At 38.3% G+C, this 15,678-nt stretch carries 19 protein-coding genes and 1 other annotated feature; all 19 genes read left to right on the top strand.

The features are described from left to right. The first annotated feature begins 87 nt into the window (after window positions 1–87). The 19 genes from ACIP9G_RS05725 to pheA all read left to right on the top strand — a co-directional run bounded on the left by ACIP9G_RS05725 (window position 88) and on the right by pheA (window position 15,669). Window positions 88–1,380, top strand: coding sequence for a bifunctional folylpolyglutamate synthase/dihydrofolate synthase (locus ACIP9G_RS05725; RefSeq protein WP_401018079.1), 1,293 nt, complete (start codon window positions 88–90; stop codon window positions 1,378–1,380). Continuing rightward, complete coding sequence (locus tag ACIP9G_RS05720) at window positions 1,377–2,636, top strand: bifunctional folylpolyglutamate synthase/dihydrofolate synthase (protein ID WP_401018076.1); 1,260 nt, start codon at window positions 1,377–1,379, stop codon at window positions 2,634–2,636. The genes ACIP9G_RS05725 and ACIP9G_RS05720 overlap by 4 nt, the downstream gene beginning before the upstream one ends. Before the next feature lie 352 nt (window positions 2,637–2,988). Continuing rightward, window positions 2,989–3,639: a hypothetical protein gene (locus tag ACIP9G_RS05715; protein WP_401018073.1), complete on the top strand. Its 651-nt coding sequence runs from the start codon at window positions 2,989–2,991 to the stop codon at window positions 3,637–3,639. A gap of 98 nt (window positions 3,640–3,737) precedes the next feature. Further along, a complete protein-coding gene (locus tag ACIP9G_RS05710) occupies window positions 3,738–4,331 on the top strand; it encodes a Maf family protein (RefSeq protein ID WP_401018071.1) in 594 nt (197 codons plus the stop codon). A gap of 33 nt (window positions 4,332–4,364) precedes the next feature. Continuing rightward, the gene (gene radC / locus ACIP9G_RS05705; RefSeq protein ID WP_401009863.1) at window positions 4,365–5,036 is read left to right on the top strand and encodes a RadC family protein; all 672 of its coding nucleotides are present in this window, start codon (window positions 4,365–4,367) and stop codon (window positions 5,034–5,036) included. Between the two features lie 571 nt (window positions 5,037–5,607). Beyond that, a complete protein-coding gene (locus tag ACIP9G_RS05700; RefSeq protein ID WP_340823403.1) occupies window positions 5,608–6,627 on the top strand; it encodes a rod shape-determining protein in 1,020 nt (339 codons plus the stop codon). Window positions 6,628–6,640: 13 nt separating this feature from the next. Beyond that, entirely contained in the window at window positions 6,641–7,552 is a 912-nt protein-coding gene (gene mreC, locus ACIP9G_RS05695; RefSeq protein ID WP_340823405.1) for a rod shape-determining protein MreC, read from the top strand. Then, on the top strand, window positions 7,552–8,076 hold the full coding sequence (gene mreD, locus ACIP9G_RS05690; protein WP_340823406.1) for a rod shape-determining protein MreD: 525 nt from the start codon (window positions 7,552–7,554) through the stop codon (window positions 8,074–8,076). Before mreC ends, mreD begins: the two co-directional genes overlap by 1 nt. 29 nt (window positions 8,077–8,105) lie before the next feature. After that, a complete protein-coding gene (gene minC, locus ACIP9G_RS05685) occupies window positions 8,106–8,774 on the top strand; it encodes a septum site-determining protein MinC (RefSeq protein ID WP_340823407.1) in 669 nt (222 codons plus the stop codon). Between the two features lies 1 nt (window position 8,775). Next, window positions 8,776–9,573, top strand: a complete 798-nt coding sequence (gene minD, locus ACIP9G_RS05680; RefSeq protein WP_172772210.1) for a septum site-determining protein MinD — start codon at window positions 8,776–8,778, stop codon at window positions 9,571–9,573. Between the two features lie 142 nt (window positions 9,574–9,715). Next, the gene (locus tag ACIP9G_RS05675) at window positions 9,716–10,270 is read left to right on the top strand and encodes a peptidoglycan DD-metalloendopeptidase family protein (protein ID WP_340823410.1); all 555 of its coding nucleotides are present in this window, start codon (window positions 9,716–9,718) and stop codon (window positions 10,268–10,270) included. Further along, window positions 10,260–10,871: a zinc metalloprotease gene (locus ACIP9G_RS05670; RefSeq protein WP_340823411.1), complete on the top strand. Its 612-nt coding sequence runs from the start codon at window positions 10,260–10,262 to the stop codon at window positions 10,869–10,871. The genes ACIP9G_RS05675 and ACIP9G_RS05670 overlap by 11 nt, the downstream gene beginning before the upstream one ends. Before the next feature lie 45 nt (window positions 10,872–10,916). Continuing rightward, window positions 10,917–10,992: a sequence feature (ribosomal protein L21 leader region), on the top strand. Between the two features lie 14 nt (window positions 10,993–11,006). Next, window positions 11,007–11,315 (top strand): 50S ribosomal protein L21, encoded by a 309-nt coding sequence (gene rplU / locus ACIP9G_RS05665; RefSeq protein WP_010860053.1) that lies wholly within the window; start codon window positions 11,007–11,009, stop codon window positions 11,313–11,315. Window positions 11,316–11,331: 16 nt separating this feature from the next. After that, entirely contained in the window at window positions 11,332–11,688 is a 357-nt protein-coding gene (locus tag ACIP9G_RS05660; protein ID WP_340823413.1) for a ribosomal-processing cysteine protease Prp, read from the top strand. Then, window positions 11,685–11,984 carry a 50S ribosomal protein L27 gene (rpmA, locus tag ACIP9G_RS05655; RefSeq protein WP_024363181.1) on the top strand — a complete coding sequence of 100 codons (300 nt, stop codon included), beginning with the start codon at window positions 11,685–11,687 and terminating at the stop codon, window positions 11,982–11,984. Before ACIP9G_RS05660 ends, rpmA begins: the two co-directional genes overlap by 4 nt. 137 nt (window positions 11,985–12,121) lie before the next feature. Further along, window positions 12,122–12,649 carry a Spo0B domain-containing protein gene (locus ACIP9G_RS05650; protein WP_401018065.1) on the top strand — a complete coding sequence of 176 codons (528 nt, stop codon included), beginning with the start codon at window positions 12,122–12,124 and terminating at the stop codon, window positions 12,647–12,649. A gap of 5 nt (window positions 12,650–12,654) precedes the next feature. After that, window positions 12,655–13,944, top strand: coding sequence for a GTPase ObgE (obgE, locus tag ACIP9G_RS05645; RefSeq protein ID WP_340823416.1), 1,290 nt, complete (start codon window positions 12,655–12,657; stop codon window positions 13,942–13,944). A gap of 24 nt (window positions 13,945–13,968) precedes the next feature. Then, on the top strand, window positions 13,969–14,424 hold the full coding sequence (locus ACIP9G_RS05640) for an ACT domain-containing protein (protein WP_172772204.1): 456 nt from the start codon (window positions 13,969–13,971) through the stop codon (window positions 14,422–14,424). Between the two features lie 366 nt (window positions 14,425–14,790). Then, window positions 14,791–15,669, top strand: a complete 879-nt coding sequence (pheA, locus tag ACIP9G_RS05635) for a prephenate dehydratase (RefSeq protein WP_340823417.1) — start codon at window positions 14,791–14,793, stop codon at window positions 15,667–15,669. Window positions 15,670–15,678 lie beyond the last annotated feature (9 nt).

Here is a 15,678-nt window from a genome sequence, read left to right as displayed (position 1 = left end):
AGTGCTTTTCTGTGTGTTTTTAAAATTGTGTCTGAATTGTTTGTGTGCCTGGCACCCTTTATACTAGAGTGAGAGGGAGTGTTTCTTTTGTTTACAACGATAAAAGCATGTACAGATTTTATTTTTACATTAAAAGCAGTTGATTTTAAACGTGAGCCATTAGTAATGATGCGTGAAGTATTGGCCCGTTTGGGAGACCCGCAAAACAAGCTACGAACTATACATTTAGCTGGTTCCAATGGCAAGGGGTCTACAGTAAACGTATTGAGGGAAATGTTAGAGGATGCAGGTTATCGAGTAGGAGCTTTTACTTCTCCACATTTAACACGCGTTAATGAACGAATGACTATCAATGGCACGCAAATTTCTGACGAGCAATTTTTACAGTATATGAACAATATCGCTTCAATTATTGAGGCGCATTATAATGGGGACTATCCGAGCTTTTTTGAAGTCGTAACACTTATTATGTTCCAGTATTTTGCTGAAGAAGAAGTAGATTTTGCACTAATTGAAACAGGGCTTGGCGGTCGTTTAGATGCGACAAATGTCATCACACCACTTGTTTCAATTATTACGACAATTTCATTGGAGCATACAGCATTTTTAGGCGATACGTATGCGAAAGTTGCATTTGAAAAGGCAGGTATTATTAAAGAAGGAGTACCTGTTGTGGTAGGGGTTAAAAACGATGAGGCGCTTGATGTTATTCAAAAAGTTGCACAAGAACGTCATGCGGAATGCCTTGTTTTAGGAAACGATTTTCACGTAGTGGCAAAAAATCAAGGGATTGTTATGCAAACCTTCAACTATCGTAACGCAAATGTTGAAATAAATGATATTCAACTAAAAATGGCTGGTGAGCATCAAATTGCGAATGCCAGTCTTGCCATTACAGCGATGGATATTTTACGTGAGCAAGGACATATTCAACTAACAGAACAATCCATGCGTCAGGCGTTGCAAAATGCTCAGTGGGCAGGCCGCTTTGAACAATTTCCAAATAATATCGTGCTAGACGGTGCTCATAATTCTGAAGGAACAGCCGCGTTGATTCAAACACTTCAGACTGTTTATCCAAATCATCATTATCGCTTCATTTATGCAGCGCTGTCTGATAAGGATCATGCAAATAGTATTGCATTAATGGATGGAATCGCTTCATCCATGTCCTTTACGCAAATTGGACTGCCAAATGCCATGCCAGCTGAAAAATTAGCGATGCTGTCTACGCATAATGACAAACAATATGATGCAAATTGGCAAGCAATCGTCCGTTCTGTTATACAAAGCAAGGGCCTTCACGATATTGTTGTTATTACTGGCTCACTTTATTTTATAGCGGAAGTTCGCCAATGGTTGCAGGAGGAAGTACGATGATTCCACAGTTTGATATATATAAGAAAAAATGGGCAATAACAAGCGATGATATCATTAAGCCTGGTCTGAAAGCTATTGAAGAGGCATTAGCGCTCGTAGGAAACCCAGAGAGAAAACTACAGATTGTACATCTTGCAGGTACGAACGGCAAAGGCTCAACACTTACATTTTTAGAGTCAATTGCACAGGAGCATGGCTTAAAAGTAGGCAAGTTTATGTCTCCATGCATTTTAAATGTGCATGACCAAATTCAAGTAACGAAAAAGCCCATTACAGAAGTAGAGATGGATCGCGTTTTTCAACAAATGAAAAGCGCTGGACTTAGCGGTAAACTAACAGATTTCGAATTATTAACGGTTGCTGCATTCTTGCACTTTGTTAATTGTGATGTAGATGTGGCTTTAATTGAAGCAGGAATGGGTGGCTTATTGGATAGCACCAATGTAGTGATGCCAATTGTCTCCATTATTCCAAGTATAGCGCTCGAGCATACGAAATTTTTAGGCTCAACAATCGAAAGTATTGCTGAGCATAAAGCAGGGATTATTAAACAAAATCGGCCAGTTGTTATAGGTGAGGTACCTTTACAAGCGAAGGCAATAATTAATAATGTAGCACATGCAAAGCAAGCACCAATTCTTGAGCTTAAAAAACAATTTACGCTAGAGCAGTCGAATCATTATGAGTGCTATAAAAATAATGAAAAAAACATCTGTATCTCCAATCTTACACGTAATATGAAAGGGCCACATCAAGGAAATAATATGGCATTAGCCATCACTGCCTTTATCGAAGTGGCTACAGTACTAGACGTTGCTATTAACGAAGAAAGTATACGCCGTGGAATAAAAGTGGCACGTATTTTAGGACGATTTGAAGAAGTAATGCCTTATATTATTTTTGACGGTGCACATAATCCTGCTAGTGCAGAGAAATTGGTCGAAACTGTTCGTCTTGAATTTCCTAATGAGTCGGTTACCTTCGTTATCGGCATATTAGGTGATAAAGATGTAAAAGAAGTTTTGCAATACTTTGAGCAAATAAGTGATAGCTTTTATTTTGTTGATTTTGATAATCCACGAGCAATGTCAGCAAAAGATATGGTAGAACTAAGTAATGCACCGCACAAAGCGGTTTTAAGTGATTATCTTCAATTTATTCAGCAGCAATCAGAAAATAAATGTAGAACTATTGTATCAGGCTCTTTATATTTGTTAACAGAAGTGCGTAGTAGGTTGCTACAACAAAACAATTAGGACCGTTAAGCCATTTTCACCTCATTGCGTCAAATTATGTATATGTCATTGTTAGAAGGACAAGCAATTCGTCATAGTTCTACTGAAAACAACGTAACACTACTTTTGCTAAATTACAGGTTTTCTGAATTTAGCAGAAGTTTGATACAAGCTATGCACTGCTTTCTATAATACCTAGCCCAAATGACCAAGAGAACACAAAAACATCGGCTAGATAGGATGATGTGACGAGCCTTGAAAGTTATGGACGATTTTTGATAATTAATAGCGATAAATTTTTTAGGCGAGGCGACAGCAGTCTCGTCTTTTTTCATCCTCATTTTGATAGGTTGAAATAAGAGGTGATGAACGTATGAAAATTGTTAGTCAGGTAATAAGAAAACAAATAGTGCGCGCAATGCTAATTGGTGGCATCGTCGGGCTTTTTGGAGTAGCCATTTTTTTAGGCGTTCTACAGGCGAGTACCCAATTTTCTTTAAAAAAGGACAGTGAGGTAGCGAAAAACGAAACTGAAACACAAGCAGAAACAGATTCAGAAACAATACCGACAGCAGGAGGTACTGGGACCTCAACTATGTTTTATGCGAGTCAAGCTGGTGTATTTTCTAATTATGAAAGTGCAAGTGCATTTATAGCAGAACATCCTACACTGCAAGAAAGTGCAGTAGTAGAAGTAGAGGGTAAATATTATGTTTGGACAAGTATGGTGACAGCGGAAAGTGACTTAGTTTTTTTAAAGGATCCCCCAACATTTAAAAAAGCATTTAGTGTTAGTGGCGATAGTTGTAAAGAGGCGACAATTGCAGAAATAACAAATGTATTAGCTGATAAAAATACTAAAAAATTAAATTTTAGTGAGGCAGCAAATGATTCTACGCTACCTTCTGATTGGCAAAGCATTGGCAAGGCCGCAACCTCTATTTCCAGTGATATAAGCATTATACGCCTTCAAATTTTCGCGCATTACAAATCAAAAAATGCTTGTCTTCAAACAAAATTTTAAGTAGATAATTTAGCTAAAAGCGCATTATCTTGATTTTTAGAAAATTTTCAAATATCACATTCTCCGTTATGATAGAGAGAAGGAGGAATGGTGAAATAATGTTTGAAACGAATCATAAATTAGTGCTTGCTTCCGCTTCACCACGACGAAAAGAATTGCTTGCTATGCTTGACCTTCCGTTTGAAATTGTGACAAGTAATGTAGAAGAGACAAGCGTAACAGCAACAACAATGCAAGATTATGTAAAAGGTGTGGCACTTCTAAAAACGCGTGATGTAGCGCAAAAAAATCCAAATGCAACGATTATTGGTGCAGATACGATTGTCGTCTTTGACAATGAGCTACTGCATAAGCCAAAAACCCGTGAGGAAGCAATTTCTCACTTATCACGTTTATCAGGCAAGCGTCATGCGGTCATGACTGCTGTTGCCATCATTGAACCAAATGGATTGGAAACGACATTTGTGGAAGAAACAGCCGTTGTATTCCATACTTTATCGCAGGAGCTTATAGAAGCGTATGTAGCATCTGGAGATCCTTATGATAAGGCAGGCGGTTATGGTATTCAAACAGCTGGTACCCTTTTAGTTGAGCGAATTGAAGGAGATTATAACAATGTTGTAGGGTTACCACTTGCAGCGTTGTTTGCGCAATTGGTAGCACGACATATTATCCAATTTGCGAAGGAGTGAAACTAATTGCCAATAGATGTTTTACCAGATATGATGATTCGTGACGTCAATATAGCAGACCGACCACGTGAACGACTTTTAAGGCAGGGGGCAAAGAGCTTATCCAATCAGGAGCTGCTAGCCATTTTACTTAGGACAGGCACGAAGGAAGAATCTGTACTTGTACTTGCCAATCGTGTTTTAAGTACATTTGAACGTTTACATCATTTAAAACATGCGACAATTGAAGAAATGGTTGCCATAAAAGGTATTGGAGAGGTAAAGGCAATCCAAATTTTAGCTGCAATCGAGCTTGGAAGGCGCTTGTCTCAAAAGCAAAATGATGACAAGTATACTGTTCGTTCTCCACAAGATGCCGCTGCATACCTAATGCCTGATATGACCTCACTGAGTCAGGAACATTTTGTTGTACTTTTTCTTGATGTAAAAAATCAAATCATTCATAAAAAAACGATTTTTATCGGGGGTTTGAATGCGTCCATTGTGCATCCGAGAGAAATTTTTCGGGAGGCTGTAAAGCGATCCGCTGCCTCTATTATATGTGCTCATAATCATCCAAGTGGTGTGCCGACACCGAGTCCAGAAGATATTGAGGTAACGAAAAGAATTCAGGAAGCTGGTTTTATTATTGGTATTGAATTACTTGATCACGTCATCATCGGTGACCATCAATTTATTAGCTTAAAAGAAAAAGGCTATTTTTAGCACTGTACGATTAACTTAACTCCTCGTCTGCTAAATGCGCGTATTAGTAAGGAGCATGTCGCTCACGCATGCAATACGCAGTAGTGGAGCTTGCTAGTTTTACTACAGAACAGCTTTTTGTAAATTAAATAGCTTTGTTGACAAGCTGAGCTCTGCAAATATTTTGCAGAGCTCTTTAGATTGATACTTCTGTTAATATTACTAAGTGACTCCCTAGCACATTTATTTAGGAGAAAAAATTTTTCTAGTATATTTTAGCTTTAGTATAGTTTGAGCGATTTTAAGCACTTTAATAAAAAAATGAACCTTTTTCATTGAATGACGTTATTGTATTCGTAGAAATATCTATAGCATTCACAAAAATTGGTAGCCTATAATGCGTTGTTTTACATGAAAAAAAATAATATGCTAATCTATACGTACTATTTTTAGTTTAAGAGGGAATTAAAATAGTAAGTTTTCTGCAAGATGAGGTATGTGGCACTACAAATTCTTGCATTTATCCGTTATAATGAACGGTATGATTTTATGTCAACGATAGTATGGCTTAAATAGAAAGGGAGTACACAATTTGTTTGGATTAGGTAGTAAAGATGTCGGGATTGACCTTGGCACAGCGAATACATTAGTTTTTATTAAAGGGAAGGGGATCGTTTTACGCGAGCCTTCTGTAGTAGCGAAAAACACAAAAACAGGAGACATCGTTGCAGTTGGTAATGATGCGAAAAATATGATTGGCCGTACACCTGGGTCAATCGTGGCGATTCGTCCGATGAAAGATGGCGTTATTGCTGATTATGATATTACAACAGCGATGATTGAATATTATTTAAAAGAAGCTTGTAAGAATTCTGGCGGTAATTGGAAAAAACCGAATGTAATGATTTGTGTGCCATACGGTATTACATCGGTTGAACAACGTGCAGTTATCGATGCATCTCGTCAAGCAGGCGCAAAAGAAGCCTTTACAATCGAAGAGCCATTTGCAGCAGCTATTGGAGCGAACCTACCAGTTTGGGATCCAACAGGTTCGATGGTTGTTGATATCGGTGGTGGTACTACTGAAGTAGCGGTTATTTCTTTAGGTGGTATCGTTACAAGTGAGTCTGTACGTATCGGTGGGGATGCGATGGACCAATCGATTATTTCATATATCCGTAAATCGTATAACTTAACAATTGGTGAACGTACAGCGGAAGCAGTAAAAATGGAAATTGGTACAGCGTTTGCTGAAGGACCTGATGAGAAAATGGAAATTAGAGGTCGTGACCTTTTAACTGGTTTACCAAAAACGATTGAAATTTCGTCTCAGGAAATTTCAGAATCATTGCGTGAAGCGGTATCATCAATTATTGATGGTGTACGAAAAACGTTGGAACAAACACCTCCAGAATTATCTGCTGACGTGATGGAGCGAGGTATTGTTTTAACTGGTGGTGGCGCGTTATTAACGAATTTAGACAAAGTTATTAGCCGTGAAACAAATATGCCTGTATTTATTGCTGAGGATCCATTAGACTGTGTAGCTATTGGGACAGGTAAAGCTTTAGATCATATTGATTTAATTCGTCAACAACAAGTAAAAGGGTAAGGAGGTTTAGGCAATGCCACATTTTTTTTTCAATAAGAAAGTAATACTGCTACTTGTGGGCATGGTTTTTCTTGTGGCATTGATTAGCTTCTCATTACGAGATCGGACGAACGCAACTTTACCAGAGCAAATTATTAAAGATACTGTCGGCGTCGCACAATCTATTGTTGCGAAGCCGGCGAATTACATAACTGGTATTTTTAATAATATTGACTCCCTCTTAAACACGTACGAAGAAAATAAACGTTTAAAAGCACGCTTAGAAGATTTTGCAGCTGTACAAGCCGAAGCATTGGTATTAAAATCTGAAAATGAAAAACTACTAGAACTTACAAAGTCAGAAAGTTTAAAGGCGTTTAATCCTATTCAAGCAACGGTTATTGCTAGAAATCCTGACCAATGGGAAGAAAAAATTATTTTAAATAAAGGTTCATCTCATGGTGTAGAAAAAAATATGGCAGTTATGACAGCGAAAGGGCTAGTCGGTAAAATTACGTTAGTGACCCCTTTCACCTCTGAGGTTGAGCTTTTATATACAAATAATCCTAACTATCGTGTTTCAGCGATGGTTTTAGGAGAAAAAGAGGCATACGGTTTAATCGAGGGCTTTGATAAAGAACGAAATGAACTCATTATGAAGCGAATCGATTCTAGCTTAACTGTAAAAGTAGGCGAAAAAGTAGTTTCTTCAGGTCTTGGTGGTATTTTCCCTAAAGGTGTACCAATCGGAGAAATTACGGAAGTTAGCACAGATGATTTTGGCTTAACGAAAATGGCTTATGTAAAACCATCTGCTGATTTTTCTATTTTAGAAAATGTTGTAATCGCAAAACGATCAGTAACAGTTATTGATGGTTCTGACGGTGATGCAACAAATGAAGATTTAACAAATCCACAAAAGGTTACTGAAGAGGGGGAAAAGTAATGGTTCGATTTCTTATTCCCTCTGTTGCAGTATTGCTATTTTTACTAGAACCAGAGTTTGCTATGCTCTCACCGATTGAAGTGGGAGGGCATATCTATTATCTAGTACCTCGATTTTTAATTTTATACTTAATATTTATATCCATCTATTACAGCCGTCAACGAGCGGTAATGTATGGACTTTTTTTTGGTGTCTTGTATGATGTGTTTTACATTGATATTATTGGATTATATTCGGTACTATATCCGCTTATTTGTTTTTTAGCAGGGTCTATCGTGAAAATAATTCATCAGCACTTAGTTGTGACAACGACTATTTCAGTTGTTTTAGTAGCAATTTTAGAATTCGTACTTTATCAATTCTTCTACCTAATCGCTTTTACAACGATACCGTTAACGGATTTCTTACAATCACGACTACTACCAACAATCATTGCTAATACGTTATTTTTAATGATTCTTGGTTGGGCCTTCAAGTATCTAATTAATGCGCGTGTCTTACAGAGAGCACGTGAAGTTTCTTAATATCAAGAGCAACGTGGGGTGAGGCATTCATGAAAAAACAATTAGTTAATATGAAGGGAACAAAGGATGGTTTTGTTCTTCGTTTAGACGATCAATGTTCGTATGCCGATTTAGTAGATGAGCTAAAACGAAAAGTTTCAGAAGGCGGTATCGATGGTAAAGTAGATGTACAATTACATTTAGGCTATCGATACTGTTCAGATGAACAAGTAAAAGAGCTAGTAAAAATTGTTCAAGAATCAGAACAGTTAATTGTAGCAAAGGTGCAAAGTGATGTACTGACTGTCCATGAAAGCAACCAGAAAATGATAGAAAGCCAACAAGATACATATGTAGGAGTGGTCAGATCGGGACAAATTCTACGTGCCACTGGGGATATAGTAATTGTGGGGAATGTGAATCCGAATGGACGTGTAGAAGCTGGTGGTAATGTTTACGTCCTTGGCAGACTAAAGGGAATTGTACATGCAGGTGTACATGGAAATAAGGAAGCAATTATTGCTGCCTCTCGTTTAGAAGCCACACATATTATGATTGCTGATCAGGTTGAGGCAATGTCAGATGAACATGTAAAAGCTATCAATCAAGCAGACATGGCTTGTGCATTTATTGGCTATGATGGGCGTATTGCGTACGATCAAATTCATGCGTTAAAAAATATTCGACCATTATTGAATGTGTCTAAGGGAGGAAGCTAGTGTGGGAGAAGCGATCGTCATAACTTCAGGTAAGGGCGGTGTCGGTAAAACGACAACAACGGCTAACCTCGGGACTGCATTGGCTCTACAAGGGAAAAAAGTATGTTTAGTAGATACAGATATTGGCTTGAGAAATTTAGATGTCATTCTAGGTCTCGAAAACCGTATTATTTATGATTTAGTTGATGTTGTTGAAGGACGATGCAAGATCCATCAAGCATTAATTAAAGATAAACGTGTAGATGATAAACTATTTTTATTACCTGCTGCTCAAACGACAGATAAAAATGCTGTCACACCTGAGCAAATGGAGAGCTTAGTAGAGGAATTAAAGAGAGACTATGATTATGTTTTAATTGATTGTCCCGCTGGTATTGAGCAAGGCTATCGCAATGCAGTGGCAGGTGCAGACCATGCAATCGTTGTAACGACACCGGAAATTTCAGCTGTACGAGATGCAGATCGAATTATTGGACTGCTTGAACAAGAAGAAATAACTGCTCCTAAACTAATTATTAATCGTATTCGTCAGCATATGATGAAAAACGGCGATACACTGGATGTCAATGAAATTACAACACATTTGTCAATTGATCTATTAGGCATTATTGTCGATAGTGAAGGTGTTATCTCATCATCAAATAAAGGTGAGCCAGTCGTTATGGATCCGACTAATAAAGCATCTTTAGGTTACCGTAATATTGCCCGACGCATATTAGGTGAATCTGTGCCCTTGATGGCCATTGAGGACGAGCACCGTGGAATGTTCTCAAAACTTAAAGCATTATTTTCAAGATAATCAAAACCTTTTCGTGCATGTGCGCGGAAAGGTTTTTTTATTGAAAGCGAATTGTGTAAGAATTGTGTGAGTGACTGGCACATTTTTTGCGTGCATGAATGGACATGCTGCCTCATATAGTGTGAAAAAAGAGGATGAGAGCTTGTTTAAAAAATGGAAATGGATTGTCATGATATTACTTGTGGCTGCAATTATGCTTGTTATTCGATTAGAAGATCAAGGCGTAATGGAAACTCCTGTGCGAAAGCTTGTAACGACATCAGCAGATTTAACATACTTAAGTGAGCTCGGAAAAAGTCTGCTAAAAAAAGAGGAAGAAACGATAATGGTTTCAAGTGATGTAGGGCAAACTGAACTATTAACGTTCACGAATGCGCAAGTTTTTAAAGAAGGGTTTTTATTACAATATGATGTGGGTCTTCCTGTATACGCAGGGCAAAGTGGGCTCGTTGTTTTTACAGGCCATACAAAATATACCGGTAAAACGATGACAGTTAGCTATGAAGATGGCACAACGGTCTCCTATGGGATGCTCGATAGTTTAGCGCAGTTACCATATACGACTATACAGGCCAATGACTTAATCGGTATGAAGCAGACTGGACAACTCTATATTTCGATTGAGAAAGACAAAACTCATTTTGATTTAGAACAAATTGTCCAGTGGCTTGAAACAACGGAGAACGATGAAAGTTAAATTGCATTTATTATGTATCCCTCTGATTCTGTTAATGATTTTCAGTGGCCAGATTGCTTATTATGCAATTATTTTAACTTCGTTGCTATGGCATGAAGCTGGTCATATATTGGCCGCGGTGCTTTGTGGCGTGAAAATAAAATCATGTGTTATTGCACCATATGGAGGGGAAATTGAATTTGAAAATCCAGCAGCTGTGCAGGCATCTTCACTACTTTGGATTGCACTAGGAGGTCCAATCGCCACTATACTGGGGATTGGTCTTGCTTTTTTCATGCCGGATTTAATTGCAATTCGACTAGTCAATGTGCAGTTAGTGTTACTAGTAATTAATCTAATCCCAATTATTCCACTGGACGGTGGAAGGATACTCTTAGCATGTTTATTTTTATTTTATCCAAGTGTGCGAGTATTTGAATATTATTATTCGCTCTCACTTATTTTTGCCACAATCCTATTCATTGTAACCTTAGTGAATTTGCCACAATCCATTTTTTTGACTGTCCTTTGCCTATTTATATGGTTGCAAGTACTAAAAGAATGGAATTATCGAAAGTATCGTTTAGCTTTTGAGAAATATGTAATGAACAGGTTGACTTGATAGAATTCGTGTGGTAGTATTTTAATGTTATTGTTTGTAGCACCCGTGCTACTACAACCGCTCTGGGAAGGTTCAAGTATCTTTGGATCACCTTCATATACAGGCGAGTCTGAGTCTAAGAGGAGGTGCAGTAAAATGTACGCAATTATTGAAACTGGTGGTAAACAAATCAAAGTAGAAGCTGGTCAAGAAATCTATGTTGAGAAATTAGGCGTAGAAGCTGACGAGGTTGTAACTTTCGATAAAGTTCTATTCGTAGGTGGCGAAAACGTAAAAGTTGGAGCTCCATTCGTAGAAGGCGCTACAGTAACAGCTAAAGCTGTTAAAGAAGGCCGTCAAAAGAAAATCGTTGTTTTCAAATTGAAAGCTAAAAAGAACTACCGTCGTAAACAAGGTCACCGTCAACCTTATACAAAATTAGTTGTTGAATCAATCAATGCTTAATTGTGAGGTGTAACATTTGATAAAAGTTACGATACATCATGATGAAAACAGACATGTGTCTGCATTTGAATTTTCAGGACATGCTGAGTACGACGAATCTGGTAAAGATTTAGTATGTGCAGGCGCATCTACCATTGCCATTGGTACGGTGAATGCGATTTATGCATTACTACAATTACAACCAGAAGTTGAACAAGCGGCTGAAGGTGGAGGCTTTCTTAAGGTATCCTTACCAACAGATTTAGAACCTGAAATTGATACAAAACTACAATTAATTGTCCAAGTAATGACTGCTCAAGTGTATTCTATGGTGCAAAATTACGGACAATATATCCAAATCAACTACAACCAAGTAGGAGGTGGAACAGAATGAAATTGTTATTAGCATTAGACCTTCAACTTTTCGCATCGAAAAAAGGGGTAGGTTCTACAAAAAACGGACGTGACTCTGAGTCTAAACGTCTTGGCGCTAAACGTGCTGATGGCCAATTTGTAACTGGTGGTTCTATTCTTTACCGTCAACGCGGTACAAAAATTTACCCAGGTACAAACGTAGGTCGTGGTGGTGATGATACGCTATTTGCTAAAGTTGATGGCGTTGTTAAATTCGAACGCTTAGGTCGCGATCGCAAACAAGTATCTGTATACCCAGCTACACAAGAAGCTTAATTTTAATAAAGTAGACATAAAGCGGAGGACTGCATTTATTGCAGTCCTTTTTTTGGCTAAATTTCAATGAAGAATTAAGGGAAAAATACATCAAAACTTGTTATACTAGTTAAGATAACTTTATTGGAGTGAATGGGATGAACAATCAATCACTAACCATTAGTGAGGTATTACGTTTTGCAAATCATGATTATGTGAATCAACTTCAACTTATTCGCATGAATTTAGATTTAGGTAGAATTGATGAATCAAAAGAACTTATTCAACATTATTCGGAACAGCTACGAGTATTGTCTATCATGAGTCGTCTACAATTACCACAAACAATGGAGTGGCTACAAACAGCAGGATGGCGCTATCCATCTTTATCGCTGGAGCTTAATGGTGAGATCAAAAAACCAGTCACTAATAATATTGACAAGGATGTTGTAGAGTATTTAAACAAAACAGTTATGCATGTTTATGATACATTAGATCCATTTACGGAGCAGAGCTTAACGCTTGATGTACGTGTTGACGATCATACATTTGTTTTGGCGTTTACGCTAAATGGACTGTGGAGTGCAGACGCATTCACCGAAAGAGGTTTGAAACAATTCGACATTCAAACAATTGTGCAGACAAATACGTGCTGGCAATATGTGTTGAGTGCAAATAGGGAGTGAAATAAATGTTTGTCGATCACGTAAAGATATATGTAAAAGGTGGCGATGGCGGCGATGGAATGGTAGCATTTCGCCGTGAAAAATATGTACCAAATGGTGGTCCAGCTGGTGGAGATGGCGGTCACGGAGGTAACGTTGTCTTTGAAGTAGAAGAAGGCTTACGTACGTTAATGGATTTCCGTTATAAACGCCACTTTAAAGCAGATCGTGGTGAACACGGGATGAGTAAAGGGATGCACGGAAAACGCGCTGAAGATTTAATTGTCAAAGTGCCACCAGGTACAGTTGTGATGAATGAGGAAACAGGAGAAGTCATCGCAGATTTAGTTGAGCATGGTCAACAAGCGATTATCGCTAAATCAGGTCGAGGTGGACGTGGGAATTCCCGCTTTGCAACCCCGGCTAATCCTGCGCCTGAGCTTTCTGAAAAAGGCGAGCCAGGACAAGAATTAAATGTTATATTAGAGTTAAAAGTATTAGCAGATGTTGGTTTAGTTGGTTTCCCAAGTGTAGGAAAATCAACACTATTATCTGTTGTTTCTGCAGCAAAACCAAAGATTGGTGCTTATCATTTTACGACAATCGTGCCGAATTTAGGAATGATTGAAACAGATGATCACCGAAGCTTTGCAATGGCAGATTTACCTGGGCTAATTGAAGGTGCACATGAAGGCGTAGGGTTAGGACATCAATTTTTACGTCATATCGAACGTACACGTGTAATTGTGCATGTTATCGATATGTCAGGAATGGAAGGCCGTGACCCGTACGAAGACTATTTAACAATTAACGAGGAGTTAAAGCAATATAATCTGCGTTTAACAGAGCGTCCTCAAATTATTGTAGCAAATAAAATGGATATGCCAGAAGCAGAAGAAAACTTAGTGGAATTCCGCAAAAAGGTAGGCGAAGATGTGCAAATCTTCCCAATCTCAGCAGTTTCACGACAAGGCTTAAAAGAATTATTATTTGCTATAGCAGATTTACTTGAAGTAACGCCTGAGTTCCCTCTATTTGAAGATGTAGAGGAGCAATCAGACGCAACGGTGATGTACAAGCATCAATCACAAGGTGATGATTTCGAGATTACACGTGATGACGACGGTACATTTATCATTAGTGGCTACTCGATTGAACGTCTATTTAAAATGACAGACTTTAGTCGTGAAGATGGTATTCGCCGTTTCGCACGCCAATTGCGCGGTATGGGCGTGGACGAGGCATTGCGTGAGCGTGGTGCTCAAAATGGTGATACAGTTCGTCTGCAAGAGTTTGAGTTCGAATTTATAGATTAAGACAGGAGTTTTAGGGGGAAGCGTATGAAGAATGTTGCGAATCAGCGATATTATTTAGTTCGTGAAGATGTATTGACGGATGCTATGCAAAAAACATTGGAGGCGAAGCAATTACTTTCAAGTGGTTCAGTATCCTCCATCTGGGATGCGGTTAAGCAAGTGGATTTATCGCGCAGTGCGTTTTACAAATATCGTGATGCTGTATTTCCTTTTCACTCTATTGTACAGGAGCGCATTTTAACTGTCTTTTTACAGCTTCAAGATCGAAAAGGAACGTTGGCTAAGTTATTAGAAACTGTGACAAATTCACATTGTAATGTACTAACAATCCATCAAACTATACCAATTCAAGGACGTGCTAATGTGACATTGTCATTAGATGTGACGAGTATGACTTCTGAACTTGATGACTTAATCCAGCAGCTAAAACGATTAGATTTTGTTGAATCTGCTGAGGTAATTAGTTCTGGTGCATTGTAAGGGGCTATTTGAAAAAGCCCCTTGCCTTTTATTAGTTAATGCTGGTAGCTGTTGATACAAAATTTCGCTCCCTTTCCGCATGCGATGAGCAAGCCTCTCTGAAGCTAAAAATAGCCTCTGTGAGGTTTCGCTTAAGTCGCTATCCTGCGAAATACTGCGAAATTTTTTTAAAATACCCAAACATAGTGTGTAATAACTGCATTTGATATAAGCAATTTTATCTTAACAGCTAGCAAAAGCAGTACATATTTTCACATTTACTCTTTTTAGGGGAGGCTATGTAACATAGCCTTTTCTTTTTATAAAGAGTTTTCCAAACATTAAAAATGTTTAAGATACTATGAATTGTAGAAGGAGGTCATTTTGATGACAGAGCGACAGTGGGAGAAACGAATTGCATATTTAGGACCGGAAGCATCATTTACATATTTAGCAACAAAATCTATCTTCCCAACTGATAGCCTTGTACCATGTACAACGATACCTGAATGCATTGAGGCAGTAGCAGAGGGCAAGGTTGATTTAGCGGTTGTACCATTAGAAAATGCATTAGAGGGCTCAGTGCCATTGACGCTCGATTATTTATTCCATGAGGCAACGCTTTATGTGACAGGTGAGCTACAATTAAAAATTCAACAACATTTAATGGTCAATAAGGCGCAAAAGGACAATTGGGAATCGATCAAAGGAGTATATTCACATCCGCATGCTTTAGCACAATGTCATAAATATTTATTTTATCGCTTCAGTGATGTGCCTTTACATCAAACAACATCAACAGCGGCCGCAGCTAAATTTGTTTCCGAAAATCCAGATGAATGTATTGCAGCAGTAGGTAATGCAGCCGCAGCAGCGAAATACGGACTAGAAATCGTGCAAGATAATATACATGATTTTCATTTTAATCATACTCGTTTCTTTGTGTTATCCAAGCAAAATAAACGTCTACCCCAGGAATTATCAGAAGGGCAAGCGAAAACAACCTTCATGATTACGTTACCGACAGATCGTTCAGGTGCTTTACACCAAGTTCTTTCCGTCTTTGCGTGGCGACAATTAAATTTAAGTAAAATTGAATCACGTCCATTAAAAACAGGTCTTGGGGATTATTTCTTTATGATTGATGTGTTAGCAGATGAAAAACAACCAATGATGCGGGGGGCTATGGAGGAGCTAGCGGCACTTGGCTGCAAAGTGAAATCCCTTGGTACATACTTTACGTATTTAACATCTGACGAAGACTAACAGGTTTAG

The organism is Lysinibacillus sp. NPDC093197, from assembly GCF_044754025.1.
Classification (GTDB): Bacteria; Bacillota; Bacilli; order Bacillales_A; family Planococcaceae; genus Lysinibacillus.
This window is presented reverse-complemented; position numbering and strand designations above follow the sequence as displayed.